Raw genomic sequence first — 15,122 nt, 5'->3', positions numbered from 1 at the left:
CTGAGCATCCGCACATGTCTCTCACGGCCAAGCGCCATACAATCAAGACATGCCCAAGCTCTTGATCGGACTAGGACTGGCCCTGGTCATTCTCACGGTCTACACCCTCGTAGACTGCGCCGTCTTCGACCGCAAACGCATTCGAGGTTTGCCGCGCTGGGTGTGGATTTTCGTCATCGTTCTGGTACCGCTGATCGGCCCGCTGCTCTGGCTGCTGGTCGGCCACGGACGCTCCACCCCCACCACCCGGTCGTACCGATCGGTCGCTCCCGATGACGACCTCGATTTTCTGCGCGGCCTGAACGGCGGCGGCGTGGCCACAGCAACCGGCGAAAACCGGCCATTCAACGAGAAAGACCAGCAGGAGCGCATCCGTCGGATGGAGCAGGACCTCGCCGATCTCGACAAGAACGATCCGACACCGGGCAATGGTACCGGCGTAGACCCGAAGAAGAAGAAAAAGGAACCGGGCGAAGGCGAGCAGCCTGGCCGTCGGGATGCCTGAGCCGTTCAACGGTAGCCCGGCGACCGATTTTAGTTTCTCCCTTCTAAACGAATTTATACGTCTCGGGCTGCGCGACCTCGTGCTCTGTCCCGGTGCGCGTTCGCAGGCGCTCGCGCTGGCCGCGGCCGAGCTGGAACGGGCCGGCGGTATCCGCTTGCATGTGCGCACCGATGAACGCAGCGCCGGCTTTCTCGCGCTCGGCCTTGCGCTCGAGACCGGTCGGCCCGCCCTTGTCGTCGTGACGTCGGGCACGGCCGTGGCCAATTTGCACCCGGCCGTGCTCGAAGCGCACCACGCCGGGGTGCCGATGATCCTGCTGACGGCCGATCGTCCGGCCGAGCTGCGCGGCATCCGTTCGAACCAAACCACCGTGCAGCCCGGCATCTTCGGTGTCGCCACCCGACTGTGCCTTGACGTTCCGGCGCCGGTCGGCGAACCCGACGAGACCGGCATTGCCCAAGCGTTGGCCCGCCAGGCGACGGATGCCGCCACCGGGGAAAGCACCGCCGCACCCGGCCCGGTGCAACTGAATCTGGCGTTTCGGGAGCCGTTGTCGGCCGCGCTTCCTGCTGGATTGCCGAGGGTGACTCCGGCTGCCCCCGTTGCACCTGCCGTCTCGACCGACGGCCCGACCATGCTGATCGCCCCCGGACCACGCACGGTTGTCGTTGCCGGCGATGGCGCCGGTCCGGAGGCCGAAGAACTCGCCCACGCCGGGGGCTGGCCGCTGCTGGCCGAAGTGTCCAGCGGGGCTCGGTTCGGCCCGAACCTGATTGTGCACTATCGCGAGCTGCTTGGCGCCGTGGATCTGGGCGGCGAGGTCGAGCGCGTGATCGTGTTCGGCCACCCCACGCTCAGCCGAGAAATTCCCGCCCTCATTGAACGCCCCGGTGTGGAGACAATCGTGGTCGCCCCGACCGGACTCGAATGGTACAACCCCGGCCGCTCCGCGCGCGCCTTCACCCGCTCGATTGGACCGGATGCTTCGTGCGCTGCGGCCGCGCGCACCCCGGCCGGTCGGGCGTGGCTGGGGCGCTGGGTGATGACCAGCCGGGCCCTCGCCGAGGCGGCGGCCGATGAGGGCCGGGCCCCGATCGACAAACGCGGTATCACCCGCGCCGAGCTGGCCGTGCTGCGGGCACCGCTGACCCGGGCGCTGCTCGTCGACGCGGTGTGGCGGGCGTCGTGGCCGCACGACCGGCTCGTACTCGGCGCCTCCCGGCTCATTCGGGAGGCGGACAAGCGCGTTCCCGGCAAGAAGATCACCGTGCTGGCGAACCGAGGGCTGGCCGGAATCGACGGCACCATGGCGACGGCGCTCGGAGTGGCGCTGGCCAGCCAGGCCGAACCGGAACCGCGCTCGGTCGGAGTGACACGGGTGCTAATGGGCGACCTGACGTTTCTGCACGACGTTGGCTCGCTGCTGCTCGCTCCCGGTGAACCGCGGCCGCGGCTGCAGATCATTGTCGGAGTCGACGGCGGCGGCAGTATCTTCGACGGCCTCGAGGTCGCGGCAACGGCTCCGGCCGAGGCGATGGAACGGGTGCTGTACACGCCGCGCAGCGTCGACCTTCAAGCCCTCGCTGCTGCCTATGGCTGGGAGTACGAGGTCGCAGCCACGCGGGCCGACCTGGAGCGCGCCCTCACCGGCGCCCCGACTGGTCCGGCCATCCTCGAGGTTCCGCTCGTTCGCTGAGTCTGAGGGGGTGCAAATCGCTCTTCCGGCGCGGGTCTAGGTCGACTTGCGAACCCTCGCGCGGTGGGCGCTGCGCCGCCACGCGCGCCGCGCGGGACCTCCGCCGGTGCGCGGGGGTTCGTCGAGTTCCCGCGCAGCGGCGCAACTCCCGCGTAGCGAGTGTGGCACCGGTCGAGGGTTAGCCGAAGGCCTCCACGATCGGCCGAAACTTCATCTTCGTCTCGGCGAGCTCGCGATCGGGCTTGGACCGACACCGCTCGCACAATATGAGAAATGGTGAATTGAGGCCGGGAATTGAGTTATCCACAGGTTTGCCGTAGGCGGTATTGCAAACCGGCGGCTTGCTACTTTGTGAGGCACACGGATGCCGGGAGGCCAAGATGACCACAGACTCGCACCAGGACAACGCTCAGCCGGGCGGCTCTTCTGAAGAAGCGCTCCAACAGGATCCCCGACCAAATTCCAATCGGCCAGGCGGCATTGCCCTCGCAGCGCTCATCGTGGGGATCGGCGCCTTCGTCACCGGCTGGATTCCAGTTTTGGGTCTGATCCTGGGCATCAACGGGATCGTCCTCGGTGTCCTCGCCATGCGCAGACCGGCCGGTAAATCCTTCGGGCGAGCGGGCCTGATCGGTTCGGCGCTGGCCGGGGTCACCAACGTGCTGGTGACCATGGTGATCGTGATCTCGCTGGCGAGTTCGGGAATCGGCGCGGTGATCATGGCCGGGGGCCAACCCATTGTCACCCCTTGTTACTCCTTCACTGGGCCCCGCGACTACACCAATTCTTTTGGGAACACGCGGGCCTGCGTCACGGCGCTGGAACTGTTGGGCGAACGCGACGCGGACGGTGTCATCCACAAGACGGGGTTTGGCAGCGTCTTAGGCCGCGTAATGGTGACACCGGACGCGATGATGATCACCGACGCAGGGGTACGGAACGGCAGCCTCGACGACGTGGTCGAGTCTGTGATCGAGACCTACTATCCCGAAGCCGGTGAGGTCACGAGCCCGAAAGAGGCCGTCAGCCTCGACGGCGTCGACGCCAACCTCACGCGCCTGAACGGCACCGCCGAAAACACCCGGACAAGGGCCTTCCTCACCGTCCTCGCGCCGAAGGCTTACCAGTTCGCCGCCGATCCGGTGAAGTTCTTCGTGATCTCCTTCGTCATTCCCGAGGACAACGGTGAGGAAATCATTGCCGCCGCGATCGATTCCTGGCGCTGGAAATAGCCGCGAGCTAGCCGAAGGCTTCGACAATCGGGCGAAACTTCATCTTCGTCTCGGCCAGCTCGCGGTCGGGGTCGGAGTCCAGCACGATGCCGCAGCCGGCGTAGGCGGTAATGCCGCCCTCGGGGGCGACCTGGGCGCAGCGCAGAGCGATCGCCCATTCACCGTCGCCGTCGGCGCCGACCCAGCCGACCGGCCCGGCGTAGCGGCCGCGGTCGAACGGTTCGAGCTCGCGAATGAGGCTCAGGGCTTCGAGGGTCGGCGTTCCGGCGACCGCGGCCGTCGGATGCAACGCAGCGATCAGGTCGAGCGAGGTCGACCCGTCGCTCAGCGTGCCCTCGAGGTCGGTCGCGAGATGCCACAGGTTCGGCAGCTTCACCGTGAACGGAATCTCACTGGTCGCGAGCACCGAGGTGTGCGGGCGCAGCGACTTGAGCACGCTCTGCACGGCGAACTCGTGCTCGTCGCCGTCCTTCGACGAGGTCGCCAGGGTCAGGGCTGCCTCGCGGTCGTCTTCGGCATCCGCTCCCCGCGAGATCGTGCCGGCCAGCACCCGGGCATTGACCGAGCCGTGGTCGGCGCGAATGAGGGTTTCCGGGCTCGACCCGATGAGGCCGTCGACGGCGTAGGTCCAGCAGTCCGGGTAGCCGAGCGCGAGCTTGCTGATGGCGCGGCGCAGGTCGGACTCGGCCGGCACCCGCCCGACCAGGTCGCGGGCGAGCACGACCTTGTTGACCTGTTGCGCGCGAATGCGTTCGATGCCGGAGCTGACCGCGGTGCGAAAGTCTGCGGGGGGTAACGCTCCCGGGAGCAGCGCGATGCGATACTCGTCGCCGAGCGGATGCAGCGCGAGCGGGTTCGCGCCGGCGCTCTGGCCGGTCACGTGAATGCGCGTCACCCAGCACTGGCCGTCTTCGCGGCCGACGATGATTTCGGGCACGATCAGCACGCTGGTCTGCGCGGAGGACTCGTCGAAGGCGAACGCACCGAAGGCCAGCAGCCCGGTGCCGGTGCGGGCCAGCGGGTCGGTCACGGTGGCCAGCGCGACGACTTGTTTCCACGCCGCCGCAGCATCCGTCATGCGGGTCGGGCCGGAGAATTCGAGCCGCAGCGCGCAGCCGATGCCAGCCAAACCCTGGTTGCGACGCATCCAGAGCAGGGGCGTGCGGCCATCGAGCAGCAGGATCAGTTGGCGGATATCGGCTATCGGGGAGGTTTCGACCGTCAAGGCCTGCACATTCACTTCTGTAGCCTACGCCCGCGCCGCTGCTCCTATACGAACGCGTACCCCGGCAACCATGCAGTTTCGCCCCGCCCGCGCGACCTAGAATGATGGGGTGAATAGAGCAGACCTGAACAAACGGCCCGCGCAGGTGGCTGCCATGTTCGACGAGGTGGCCGCCCACTATGACCGCACAAATGCGTTGCTGTCGGTCGGCAACGCGTCGCTCTGGCGCCTCGCCACCACCAAGGCCGTCAACCCGCAGGCCGGGGAGCGCATTCTGGACATCGCCGCCGGCACCGGAACGTCCAGCGCAGCCCTCGCCCACAGTGGCGCCCACGTCGTGGCCGCCGACTTCTCGGCCGGCATGATCGAGGTCGGCAAGACCCGTCACGCGCACAACCCGAACATCGAATTCGTGCAGGCCGACGCCACGGCGCTTCCCTTCAAAGACAACGAATTCGACGCCGTCACCATCTCCTTCGGGCTGCGAAACGTGGTCGAACCGAAGAAGGCGCTCGCCGAGTTCTACCGGGTGACCAAGCCCGGCGGCCGCGTCGTCATCTGCGAGTTCTCGACCCCGCCGCTCACGCTCGTGCGCCAGAGCTATTTCGCCTACCTCAACCACGTGATGCCGCGGGTCGTGCGGCTCGCCTCGTCGAACGCCGAGGCCTACGACTACCTCGGCGAGTCCATCGCGGCCTGGCCGACCCAGCCGGTATTAAGCGGATGGCTGCGCTCGGCCGGCTACTCCAGCGTCGCCTACCGCAATCTCACGCTTGGCATCGTGGCGCTGCACCGTGGAACCAAATCCTGATCAACTCGATAGGCTGACTTACGTGAAATCCAGAGCCCCCGTGATCCGCCGCAGCGCGTCGGTGACTAGCCAGGCGGGCCTCGGCGATCGTATCTTCTCGACTTCCGCCGATCGTGGCCTGGCCGCGAACATCGATTCCGGCATTGAACAGGTCGAAGCCGCCCTGCTCGCCGAACTGGTCTACGCCAACGAAATCGCCACGGTCACCAGCCGCTACCTGCTCAACGCGGGCGGCAAACGGGTGCGTCCCATGCTCGCGCTGCTCACCGCGCACCTGGGCGAGGGCATTCTGCCCGACGTGGTCACCGCGGCGACGGCCATCGAACTGACCCACCTCGCCTCGCTCTACCACGACGACGTAATGGACGATGCCGACAAGCGTCGCGGCGTACCGAGCGCCCAAACGGTGTGGGGCAACTCCATCGCTATCCTCACCGGGGACCTGTTGTTTGCCCGTGCCAGTCAGCTGATGGCCCGGCTCGGTGAGCGCGCCATCAAGCTGCAGGCGACCACCTTCGAGCGCCTCGTGATGGGCCAGTTTCAGGAGACGGTCGGCCCGCGCGCCGGCGACGACCCGGTCGAGCATTACATTCAGGTGCTCGCCGGCAAAACCGGCTCGCTCATCGCGGCAGCCGCGCAGGGCGGGGTGGTGTTCTCCAACGCTCCGGCCGAGTTCGAGCAGCCTGTCGTCGACTTCGGCGAAAAGATCGGCGTGGCCTTTCAGCTCATCGACGATGTGCTCGACCTGTCGCCGCAGCCGCAGGAGACCGGCAAGGTGCCGGGAACGGACCTCCGGGCGGGAGTGGTGACGTTGCCGCTGCTTCGGTTGCGGGAACGCGCCGTGAGCGATGGGGCATCCGCCGATCTGCTGCAGCGACTCGAACGCGACGTCATGTCGGCCGGCGCCGAACAGGGTGAGGCTGCCGATGCGGCCATCACCGCGCTGCGCGAGCACGCCGTCACCGCCGAAACCCTCGCCGAGGCGCACGGCTGGGCCCGCGACGCGGTAGCTGCCCTCGCCCCGCTGCCGAAGGGCTCGGTTAAGAAAGCTCTCACCCGATTCGCCGAGACCATCGTCGAGCGCTCCAGCTAGAGCGGGTTGGGGCTTGCCCCGACTGCTCGCGCAGTAAGGAAACTTCCGTGACCAAATTGAGACTGGCTATCGTCGGCGCAGGCCCGGCCGGCATCTACGCCGCCGATATTCTGCTCAAGGCTGAGCGCAACTTTGAGGTCTCGATCGACCTGTTCGACCACCTTCCCGCGCCGTATGGGCTGGTGCGCTACGGCGTCGCGCCCGACCACCCGCGCATCAAGGGCATCATCACCGCCCTGCGCGGGGTGCTCGACAGCGGCGATATTCGCGTGTTCGGCAACGTGCGGTTCGGTGTCGATATCACCCTCGACGACCTCAAGAAGCACTACAACGCGGTCATCTTCGCGACCGGGGCCGTGCAGGACGCCGACCTCAACATTCCGGGCGCCTCGCTCGACGGTTCCTACGGCGCAGCCGACTTCGTCAGCTGGTTCGACGGTCACCCCGATGTGCCGCGCACCTGGCCGCTCGAGGCGCGCGAGATCGCCGTGATCGGCAACGGCAACGTGGCCCTCGACGTGTCCCGCATGCTGATCAAGCACGCCGAGGACCTGCTTCCGACCGAGATTCCCGGAAACGTGTACGACGGGCTCGCGGCGTCACCGGTGACCGACGTGCACGTGTTTGGGCGCCGCGGGCCGACATCCGTTAAATTCACGCCGCTCGAGCTGCGCGAGATCGGCGAGCTGAACGACGTCGACATGATCGTGTACGACGAGGACTTCGACTACGACGAAGCAGCCAAGGATGCCGTCGCGAGCAACAAGCAGGTTTTCGTGATCGACAAGACGCTGAACGCGTGGCGCGCCCGCGAGACCGGCACGGCCAGCCGCCGCCTGCACCTGCACTTCTTCGCCAAGCCGGTCGAGGTCGTCGATGACGGCACCGGCCGGGTGGCTGCGTTTCGCTGGGAACGCACCATAACGGATGCCGCCGGCGGCGTCGTCGGCACCGGTGAGATTCGGGAGATCCCGGTTCAGGCCGTGTACCGGGCGGTCGGCTACTTCGGGTCCGAGCTGGCCGACGTGCCGTTCGACAAGAAGCGCGGTGTGATTCCCAACCGCGAGGGTCAGGTGCTGCGGCGTGACCCCTCGGCCGGGACCGGCGGGCTGTTCAACCAGCAGATGTACGGCGTCTACGCGACCGGCTGGATCAAGCGCGGGCCGGTCGGCCTGATCGGCCATACCAAGAGCGACGCGATGGAAACCATCAAGCACCTGATTAACGACCTCGGGAACTGGTGGCGGCCCGAGTCGCCGTCGGAGGAGAGCATCGTGGCGTTGCTTTCCGATCGCGGCGTGCGCTACACCGGACTTGACGGCTGGCACAACCTTGACCAGCACGAGCTCGCGCTCGGTGAGGCGGCCGGCCGCCTCCGCATTAAGGTCGTCGATCGCGACGAAATGGTCGCGGTCTCCCGCGCGGAGTAGCCCGCGCCGCCCCTCTCTTCTGACCGGGCCCGGGCCCGGGAACGGGGCCCATGATCCATCATGGGCCCGCTTCCATAAGGTGGGCCCGGCGACGGTCTTTCACGAGGGGGGTTCGCGAACGCCGGGTGGCACAGAATGCCCGGTGTCTCGCGCCGAGCAAGACTCCTATTCTGACCGGGCCCGGGCCCGGAAACGGGGCCCATGATCCATCATGGGCCCGCTTCCATAAGGTGGGCCCGGCGACCAAATGGTGCGGGAGGTGCGGGAGGTGCGGGCGTGCGGCTAGCGGAAGTTCGTGAACTGCAGGGCCACGTCGAGGTCCTTGCCCTTGAGAAGGGCCATGACCGCCTGCAGGTCGTCGCGGCTCTTCGAGCTGACCCGCAGTTCGTCGCCCTGAATCTGGCTCTTGACGCCCTTGGGCCCCTCATCGCGAATGATCTTGCTGATCTTCTTCGCGTTCTCCTGGTCGATCCCGGCCTTCATCGAGGTCTCGATGCGGTACTCCTTGCCGGAGGCGAACGGCTCGCCGGCATCGAGGCTGCGCAGGGAGATGCCGCGCTTGATCAGCTTGGACTCGAAGACCTCGAGGATCGCCTTGACGCGCTCCTCGGTGTTTGCCTTCATGAGCACCTTCTCGCCGCTCATCGCGATCGAGGCCCCCACGTTCTTGAAGTCGTAGCGCTGCGCGACTTCCTTGTGCGCCTGGTTGAGGGCGTTGTCGACCTCCATCGGGTCGACCTTGCTGACGATGTCGAACGTTGAATCTGCCATTCCCCCATGGTATCTGACCCGCGAGAGCGCACGAAGTGCGCGATTAAGCACTCCGAACGCGCTCTCGCGTTACTGATAGGCGTTTGATAGGCCACGGATGCCTCGGGCATAGACAGCGTCCTTAGGTTCGTTGTAGCGGCACAGGGAACAACGTGCCGAAGGTGAATATCTGAGGAGAACAATGAAGCTGCGCACACGCATCCGTCAAATGAAAGCCCGGTGGTGGATGCTCAGCGGCGGCGTCATCGTGCTCGCCCTGATCGGCGGCGGGGCCTGGTGGTTCATTGCCGCCCAGCCGACCAGTGCCGAGGCCACTCCGGCCACCCAGACCGTTGCCGCGAGTCTCGAGACCATGCAACAGAGCGTCACGGTGAGCGGCACCCTCACCCCGACCGTGCAGGAGGAGGTGTCCTTCGCGGCATCCGGAAACGTCACCGGGGTGAACGTGGCCGTCGGAACGGTGGTCTCGGCGGGCGACGTGCTCGCTACCGTCGACACCCTCACCGTCGACGCCGAGCTGCTCGCGGCCCGCGCCACCCGCGCCTCCGCTGCAGCGAAACTGGCCGACAGCGAGGATGCGAGTGACACAAGCACGGCCGATCTGGCCCAGATCGCCGCCAACGAGGCGAGCGTGACCACGGCACAGAACGGTGTCGATGAGGCCCTGGCCGCGCAAGCTGCCGTCACACTCACCGCGCCGGTCGCCGGACTCATCACCGTGGTCAACGTCGCCGTCGGCGAGGCCGTCTCGGGCGGCAGCACGACCGGCGGCGCAGCGAGCGGCGGCGCAGCGGCCGGAACGGCGGAAACCGGAGCCGGCGCGACGACCACCGCCAGCAGCGCCGCCTTCACCATCGCCGGCACCGACTCCTGGACCGTTGACTTCACCGTCGGTGAGACGGATGCCGCCCTCATCGCGGCCGATAACCAGGTCGAATTGGCACTCGATGACGGCACTGAGTTTTTCGGCACCGTCTCCGAGGTCGGCCTGCTGCCCTCAACGAGCACCGGTGTGGCCGCCTACCCGGTCGTCGTCGTGGTCACCGGATCCACTGAGGGCCTCTATGACGGCGTCGCGGTGACCGCGGACATCGTGTACGAACGCCGCACCGACGTGCTGACGGTGGCTAGCGCCGCTGTGACCATCGTGGATGGGGCATCCGTTGTGACCGTACTGGACGCCGACGGTAACGAGGTCTCGACGCCGGTCACCGTCGGGGCCACGATCGGCAACCTCACCGAGATCACCGAGGGACTCGCCGAGGGCGACGAGGTCGTCATGGCATCCTTCACCCCCGGCAGCGGCAAAACCGGCACCGACCGCACCGGCATGATGCCCCCCGGCGGCGACATGCCGGCCGGTCAGATGCCTGGAGGTCCCGACAATGGTTAACGCGAAAACTAAATCGGATGCCCCGGTCATCGAATTGCGTAACGCCGGCAAGACCTACCGCTCTGGCAGCATCGAATTCGAAGCCCTCACGGGCATCGACCTCGACATTCATGAGGGCGAATACGTCGCCATTATGGGGCCATCGGGGTCGGGAAAGTCCACCATCATGAATATTCTCGGCTGCCTCGACACCCTCAGCCGCGGCGAATACCGCCTCGGCGGCACCGACGTGAACGACCTCGACGAGGTCGAACTCGCCGAGATTCGCAACCGCCAGATCGGGTTTGTGTTTCAGGGCTTTAATCTGCTGTCGTCGCTGACGGCCTGGCGCAACGTGGAATTGCCGCTGATCTATGGGGGAGTGCCGCGGCACGAGCGCAAAGCCCGCGCCGAGCAGGCGCTCGACCGGGTCGGTCTCGGTGACCGGTTCGAGAACCGGCCGGGCGAGCTCTCCGGCGGACAGCAACAGCGCGTGGCCGTGGCCCGCGCCCTGGTCGGTGAGCCGACCATGATTCTGGCCGACGAACCGACCGGAAACCTCGACTCCGTCTCGACCCAGGACGTGCTCGCCCTGTTCGACGAACTGCACGCCCGCGGCCGCACGATCGTGCTCATCACGCACGAGCTCGAGGTCGCCCGCCGGGCCGCCCGCATCGTCTGGGTGCGCGACGGCGAAATTCTCCGGGACGAACTGACCGAGGAGGTTGCCGTATGAGCTGGCTCGAATCCTTCCGCACCAGCTGGAGCGCTGTCTACTCGCACGCACTGCGGTCGATCCTTACGGTGCTCGGAATTCTGATCGGAATCGCCGCCGTCATCCTCACCGTCGGCCTCGGCCTCGGCACCCAGAAAGACGTCAGCGCGCAGATCAGTTCGCTCGGCAGCAACCTGCTGATCATCGCCCCCGGCAGCAGCACCAACACCGCCGGCCTGCGCGGCGGCTTCGGCTCGACTTCGACGCTGACCATAGCGGATGCGCAGGCGCTTACGTCGAGCGTTAACGCTCCCGATATTTCCGCGGTCGCCGCCGAAAAGACCCTGTCGCTGTCGCTCGAAGCGAATGATACGAACTGGACGACATCCGTTACCGGCACGACCACGTCGTGGCTGGACGTGCGCGCCCGCACTCTCAGCATGGGCGCGTTCATCAGTGACGACGACGAGGAAACCTCGGCCGCGGTCGTGGTGCTCGGCCCTGAGACCGCCGACGAACTATTCGGCACCCAGCGGGTGGTCGGCCAGTCCGTGGTGATCAGCGACAAAACGTTCCAGGTGATCGGGGTGCTCGAGTCCGCCGGGTCGGATTCCTCGGCCAACCTCGACGATATGGCCATCGTGCCGTTCTCGACTGCGGCGAGCGTGCTGGTCGGCGGCACCGAAAGTTCCGCCGTGTCGACCATCTACCTGCAGGCCGCGAGTGACACGCAACTTTCCGCCGCGTATCAGGAGGCCGAAAGCCTGTTGCTGAACCTGCACTCCATCACCGACAGCACGGCCGCCGACTTCACCATCAGCAGCCAGGACGCCCTGGTGAGCACCGCAACGGCCGTTTACGAGACGCTCACGATTCTGCTCACCGGCGTCGCGGCGCTGTCGTTGCTGGTCGGCGGCATCGGCGTCATGAACATTATGCTCGTCTCGGTCTCGGAGCGCACCCGCGAGATCGGCCTCCGCAAGGCCCTCGGGGCGCCGCCAGGCGCCATCCGCCGGCAGTTTCTGATCGAGGCGGCCATTCTCGGCCTCAGCGGCGGACTGCTCGGCGCGATACTCGGGGTCACCGCGGCCCTGCTGTTGCCGGGTGTGATCGGCAGCTCGATCGTCGTCTCGCCAGCCGCGGTCGGGCTCTCCATCGGCGTCGCCATCGTGATCGGCATCAGCTTCGGCGTCTACCCGGCAACCCGGGCCGCCCGCCTCGCTCCCATTGACGCCCTGCGCAGTGAATAACTTCCATGCTTTCGAACGAAATGAGACCACTGACATGATGAAACTCAAGCGCCGGGCGGCATTCGCGGGCGGGGCACTCGCCCTCGCTGGCGCGCTGCTGCTCTCGGGCTGCGCCGGCACCTCTGACTCCACCGCCGCTGCGGCGACCTCGAGCGATACCGCTGCACGACAAGAGCGACTCGCGCCCGGCCTGAACGGCGAGATCGCGGCTCTGACCGGGCAAACCTTTCAGCTGCAGGACGGCGAATCGCAGACCGCGGTGACCTATTCCGACGCCACGACCTTCACCTCGACGCTCGCCGCGACACTGGCCGACGTGACTGTTGGCCAGTGCGTGAATCTGTCGAGTGCGGCAGCGGCCGACGGCACGGATGCCGCAACCGTCGCGACGAGCATCGCCGTCACCGACGCGGTCGACGGCGCATGCGCGTTGGGCCTGGGCGGACTGGGTGGCGGTGGCATGCCCGGTGGCACGCCACCGACCGATATGCCGACCGATATGCCAAGCGATATGCCCGAGGATATGACGATGGGTGCCGACGGGACCGCGCCGACCGGTATGCCGACCGATCTGCCAGCGGATGCCGGCGGCTTCGGTACCCGCACGAGCGGCCTCGTCACCGCGGTCACCGCAACCGCCATCACGGTCGATTCGACCGACGTTGACGGTGTGGTGGCGAGCGAGACGGTGACGGTCGACGACGCGACCAGCTACATCAAGACATCCGCTTCTGATGCATCGGCGCTTTCGGTCGGACTGTGCGCGAGCGCCCAGGGCGAGGCCGACGACACCGGAAGCTTTGCGGCTAGTGCTGTCGCACTCTCGGCGACCGGCGACGACGGCTGCGTGAGTGCCATGGCCGGCCCCGGTGGCCGAATGGGTGGCGACGCAAATGAGTAAGCGCACCGCGACCAACACGAGCGCGGCGGTATCCGCTGTGGAGAACCAGCCATCCGCTGTGCAGCACCAGCCATCCGCGAAGAAGCTGTGGGCAGCCCGGCAGCAGCACCGGCGGTTGCTCGCTGTGGGAACGGTCACGGCCGTGCTCGTCGCCTCCGGCGGTGGCGTCGCCTACGCCCTGATCCGTGCCGAGGGCGGCGACTACCGAACGGTCGCAGCCGCGCTCGGTTCGGTCAGCGAATCGCTCGACCTGGTCGGGACCCTGGCCTCAGCCAGCCGCAGCGACGCATCGTTTTCGGTCGCCGGCACGGTGAGCAGCGTGGCAGTGAGCCTGCGCGATACGGTGGCCGCCGGGCAGACCCTCGCCACCCTCGACGTTGCTAGCCTGAACGACGCGATCGACGAGGCAGAGGCGAATGTCGCGAGCGCCCAGCTCACTCTCGAGAGTGACCTCGACTCGCAGACGGCGACGAGCACGACATCGACCACGGATGCTGCGGCCACGTCGACGACGTCGGCTGCGTCGGGTGCCGGCGCTACTTCGGGGACCTCCTCTGCTTCGACCTCTGCTTCGACCGGCGCGGTCTCGGCCGCGATGACGGAAGCCGTCACGGCGGTCGGCGCTGCGCAAGCCGCCCTGCTCGCCCAGTACGACGTGGCCGTAACCGCGCTCGCTGCGACCGACGCCGCCATCGCGTCGACGACCGACGTGTGCCTGCCTTTCCTGGAAGCCGCGTTTGACGAAGCTGCGGCGGATGAAACCGTAGATACGACCACGGATACGACCGCGGATTCAACCACGGATACGACCGCGGATACGACTGCAGATACGACGACCGATACGACCGCCGCTACCCCCCTGACCGCAGCCGAGAAGCTTGCGGCTGCGAAACTCGCCCTCGCCGACTGCCAGAGCGCCATCACCGCAGTGCTCGCCGGCCAGACCGCGACCAACGAGGCTCAGGCCAGCGTGCTCACGTTCGTCGATGACCTCAACCAGTCCGTCAGCGCGCTACAGAACGCGGTAGCCGGCACGGCGAAGTCCGGATCGACGGGGAGTGCCGCCGCCACGGTTCCGCGCACCAGCGCGAGCGCCGGATCAAGCGCCGCGTCGGCGACCAGCGCGGCTGCGACATCCGCTGCCGAAGTGCCGAGCACCACCGCGGGTGGCGCTGCGGCCGCAACGGTCGCCTCGGCCGAAACCATTGTGGCCGACCAGGCCGAGATCGACGCGGCCGTCGCGGAGCTGGCGATCGCTGAGCGCAATCTGACGCTGGCGACGCTGACCAGCCCGATCGCCGGCACCGTCGCGGCTGTCGACCTCGCGGTCGGTGACACCGTCACGGCGTCATCGTCCAGTGCCGGGATCACCATCATCGGTGAGGACGGTTTCGTGGTGAGCACGACCGTCTCGCTCCCCGACATCGCCGGGGTCGTCGTCGGCCAAAGCGCAGCCGTCGATGTCGCGAGCGTTGACGACGAGTTGTCCGGAAGGGTCAGCGCGATCGGAATCCTGAACGTGTCATCGTCGTCAACGCCGTCCTACACGGTGCAGATTGCGCTGGAGAGCACCGACCCCGCCCTGTTGAACGGCGGCTCGGCCGCGGTCGCCGTTGCGGTGGCGAGCCTCGACGAGGTGTTTACCGTGCCGACTTCGGCCGTGCACCTGGCCGATGCGATTTACACGGTCGATCTGCTCGAGAATGGCGTTTCGATGAGTACCGAGGTGACGGTGGGTGCGGTCGGTTCCGAACTGACCGAGATCAGGTCGGGAATCGATATCGGTGACACGGTGATTCTGGCCGATCTGAATGCCGCCATCGCCAGCTCCGAGACCGAGACCGCGAGCGGACTCGCGGGCCTCGGCGGCGACACGTCGACCGAGCTGCGCACCCCGCCGGCCGGTATGGTTGGGCCGCCCGCCGGGTAGACGCCCGCCTTGTCAAACGTGCTGATTTCTCGGTGAGGCATTTCGTCTTGTATTGTTAACCCCGCGTCTCCGGTCAAGTGATTACACCTGGTCGGGAGCGTCTGGCGAGTTACCCAAGCGGCCAAAGGGATCTGACTGTAAATCAGACGGCGTAGCCTTCGTGAGTTCGAACCTCGCACTCGCCACACCCC

13 protein-coding genes and 1 tRNA gene are annotated in these 15,122 nt (G+C 66.9%); 12 read left to right on the top strand and 2 right to left on the bottom strand.

The genetic code is table 11. From position 1 onward, the window contains the following. The first annotated feature begins 49 nt into the window (after positions 1-49). From E3O45_RS15235 to E3O45_RS15225, 3 genes are all read left to right on the top strand, one after another. Positions 50-505, top strand: a complete 456-nt coding sequence (locus E3O45_RS15235; protein ID WP_134444204.1) for a PLD nuclease N-terminal domain-containing protein — start codon at positions 50-52, stop codon at positions 503-505. Next, complete coding sequence (menD, locus tag E3O45_RS15230; RefSeq protein WP_134444203.1) at positions 498-2,201, top strand: 2-succinyl-5-enolpyruvyl-6-hydroxy-3-cyclohexene-1-carboxylic-acid synthase; 1,704 nt, start codon at positions 498-500, stop codon at positions 2,199-2,201. Before E3O45_RS15235 ends, menD begins: the two co-directional genes overlap by 8 nt. Positions 2,202-2,527: 326 nt before the next feature. Beyond that, positions 2,528-3,433 (top strand): hypothetical protein, encoded by a 906-nt coding sequence (locus E3O45_RS15225; RefSeq protein WP_134444201.1) that lies wholly within the window; start codon positions 2,528-2,530, stop codon positions 3,431-3,433. A 7-nt stretch (positions 3,434-3,440) separates the two neighbouring features. Here the strand turns inward: E3O45_RS15225 and E3O45_RS15220 are convergent, their stop codons facing one another. Continuing rightward, positions 3,441-4,673, bottom strand: coding sequence for an isochorismate synthase MenF (locus E3O45_RS15220; RefSeq protein ID WP_241980697.1), 1,233 nt, complete (start codon positions 4,671-4,673; stop codon positions 3,441-3,443). A gap of 94 nt (positions 4,674-4,767) precedes the next feature. Between E3O45_RS15220 and ubiE the strand changes: the two genes are divergently transcribed. Genes ubiE through E3O45_RS15205 form a run of 3 tightly spaced genes read left to right on the top strand, consistent with a single transcriptional unit; the run spans position 4,768 to position 7,992 of the window. Then, positions 4,768-5,469, top strand: a complete 702-nt coding sequence (gene ubiE / locus E3O45_RS15215) for a bifunctional demethylmenaquinone methyltransferase/2-methoxy-6-polyprenyl-1,4-benzoquinol methylase UbiE (RefSeq protein WP_104131648.1) — start codon at positions 4,768-4,770, stop codon at positions 5,467-5,469. A gap of 22 nt (positions 5,470-5,491) precedes the next feature. After that, positions 5,492-6,562: a polyprenyl synthetase family protein gene (locus E3O45_RS15210; RefSeq protein WP_241980695.1), complete on the top strand. Its 1,071-nt coding sequence runs from the start codon at positions 5,492-5,494 to the stop codon at positions 6,560-6,562. Between the two features lie 47 nt (positions 6,563-6,609). Continuing rightward, positions 6,610-7,992: an FAD-dependent oxidoreductase gene (locus E3O45_RS15205; protein WP_134444199.1), complete on the top strand. Its 1,383-nt coding sequence runs from the start codon at positions 6,610-6,612 to the stop codon at positions 7,990-7,992. Between the two features lie 282 nt (positions 7,993-8,274). Here the strand turns inward: E3O45_RS15205 and E3O45_RS15200 are convergent, their stop codons facing one another. After that, a complete protein-coding gene (locus tag E3O45_RS15200; RefSeq protein ID WP_092448417.1) occupies positions 8,275-8,763 on the bottom strand; it encodes a YajQ family cyclic di-GMP-binding protein in 489 nt (162 codons plus the stop codon). 181 nt (positions 8,764-8,944) lie between these two features. Here E3O45_RS15200 and E3O45_RS15195 point away from each other — a divergent pair, with 181 nt between their 5' ends. The 6 genes from E3O45_RS15195 (at position 8,945) to E3O45_RS15165 (ending at position 15,116) form a co-directional block, all read left to right on the top strand. After that, on the top strand, positions 8,945-10,156 hold the full coding sequence (locus E3O45_RS15195) for an efflux RND transporter periplasmic adaptor subunit (RefSeq protein WP_241985388.1): 1,212 nt from the start codon (positions 8,945-8,947) through the stop codon (positions 10,154-10,156). Further along, complete coding sequence (locus tag E3O45_RS15190; protein WP_134444198.1) at positions 10,149-10,871, top strand: ABC transporter ATP-binding protein; 723 nt, start codon at positions 10,149-10,151, stop codon at positions 10,869-10,871. Before E3O45_RS15195 ends, E3O45_RS15190 begins: the two co-directional genes overlap by 8 nt. Beyond that, positions 10,868-12,100 carry an ABC transporter permease gene (locus E3O45_RS15185; RefSeq protein ID WP_134444196.1) on the top strand — a complete coding sequence of 411 codons (1,233 nt, stop codon included), beginning with the start codon at positions 10,868-10,870 and terminating at the stop codon, positions 12,098-12,100. Before E3O45_RS15190 ends, E3O45_RS15185 begins: the two co-directional genes overlap by 4 nt. 34 nt (positions 12,101-12,134) lie before the next feature. Then, positions 12,135-13,001: a DUF5666 domain-containing protein gene (locus E3O45_RS15180; protein WP_134444195.1), complete on the top strand. Its 867-nt coding sequence runs from the start codon at positions 12,135-12,137 to the stop codon at positions 12,999-13,001. After that, positions 12,994-14,931, top strand: a complete 1,938-nt coding sequence (locus E3O45_RS15170) for a biotin/lipoyl-binding protein (RefSeq protein WP_166789517.1) — start codon at positions 12,994-12,996, stop codon at positions 14,929-14,931. Before E3O45_RS15180 ends, E3O45_RS15170 begins: the two co-directional genes overlap by 8 nt. A gap of 103 nt (positions 14,932-15,034) precedes the next feature. Beyond that, positions 15,035-15,116, top strand: a tRNA-Tyr gene (locus E3O45_RS15165). Positions 15,117-15,122 lie beyond the last annotated feature (6 nt).

This window comes from Cryobacterium sp. TMS1-20-1, assembly GCF_004402355.1.
Lineage (GTDB): Bacteria > Actinomycetota > Actinomycetes > Actinomycetales > Microbacteriaceae > Cryobacterium > Cryobacterium levicorallinum.
The sequence above is the reverse complement of the archived record's forward strand: the minus strand, read 5'-3'. Positions and strand labels throughout refer to the sequence as shown.

Coding starts and splice junctions, on each gene's coding strand:
- E3O45_RS15185 (WP_134444196.1), top strand. CDS start 10,868: ATGAGCTGGCTCGAATCCTTCCGCACCAGCTGGAGCGCTGTCTACTCG.
- menD (WP_134444203.1), top strand. CDS start 498: ATGCCTGAGCCGTTCAACGGTAGCCCGGCGACCGATTTTAGTTTCTCC.
- E3O45_RS15190 (WP_134444198.1), top strand. CDS start 10,149: ATGGTTAACGCGAAAACTAAATCGGATGCCCCGGTCATCGAATTGCGT.
- E3O45_RS15195 (WP_241985388.1), top strand. CDS start 8,945: ATGAAGCTGCGCACACGCATCCGTCAAATGAAAGCCCGGTGGTGGATG.
- E3O45_RS15180 (WP_134444195.1), top strand. CDS start 12,135: ATGATGAAACTCAAGCGCCGGGCGGCATTCGCGGGCGGGGCACTCGCC.
- E3O45_RS15170 (WP_166789517.1), top strand. CDS start 12,994: ATGAGTAAGCGCACCGCGACCAACACGAGCGCGGCGGTATCCGCTGTG.
- E3O45_RS15235 (WP_134444204.1), top strand. CDS start 50: ATGCCCAAGCTCTTGATCGGACTAGGACTGGCCCTGGTCATTCTCACG.
- E3O45_RS15200 (WP_092448417.1), bottom strand. CDS start 8,763: ATGGCAGATTCAACGTTCGACATCGTCAGCAAGGTCGACCCGATGGAG.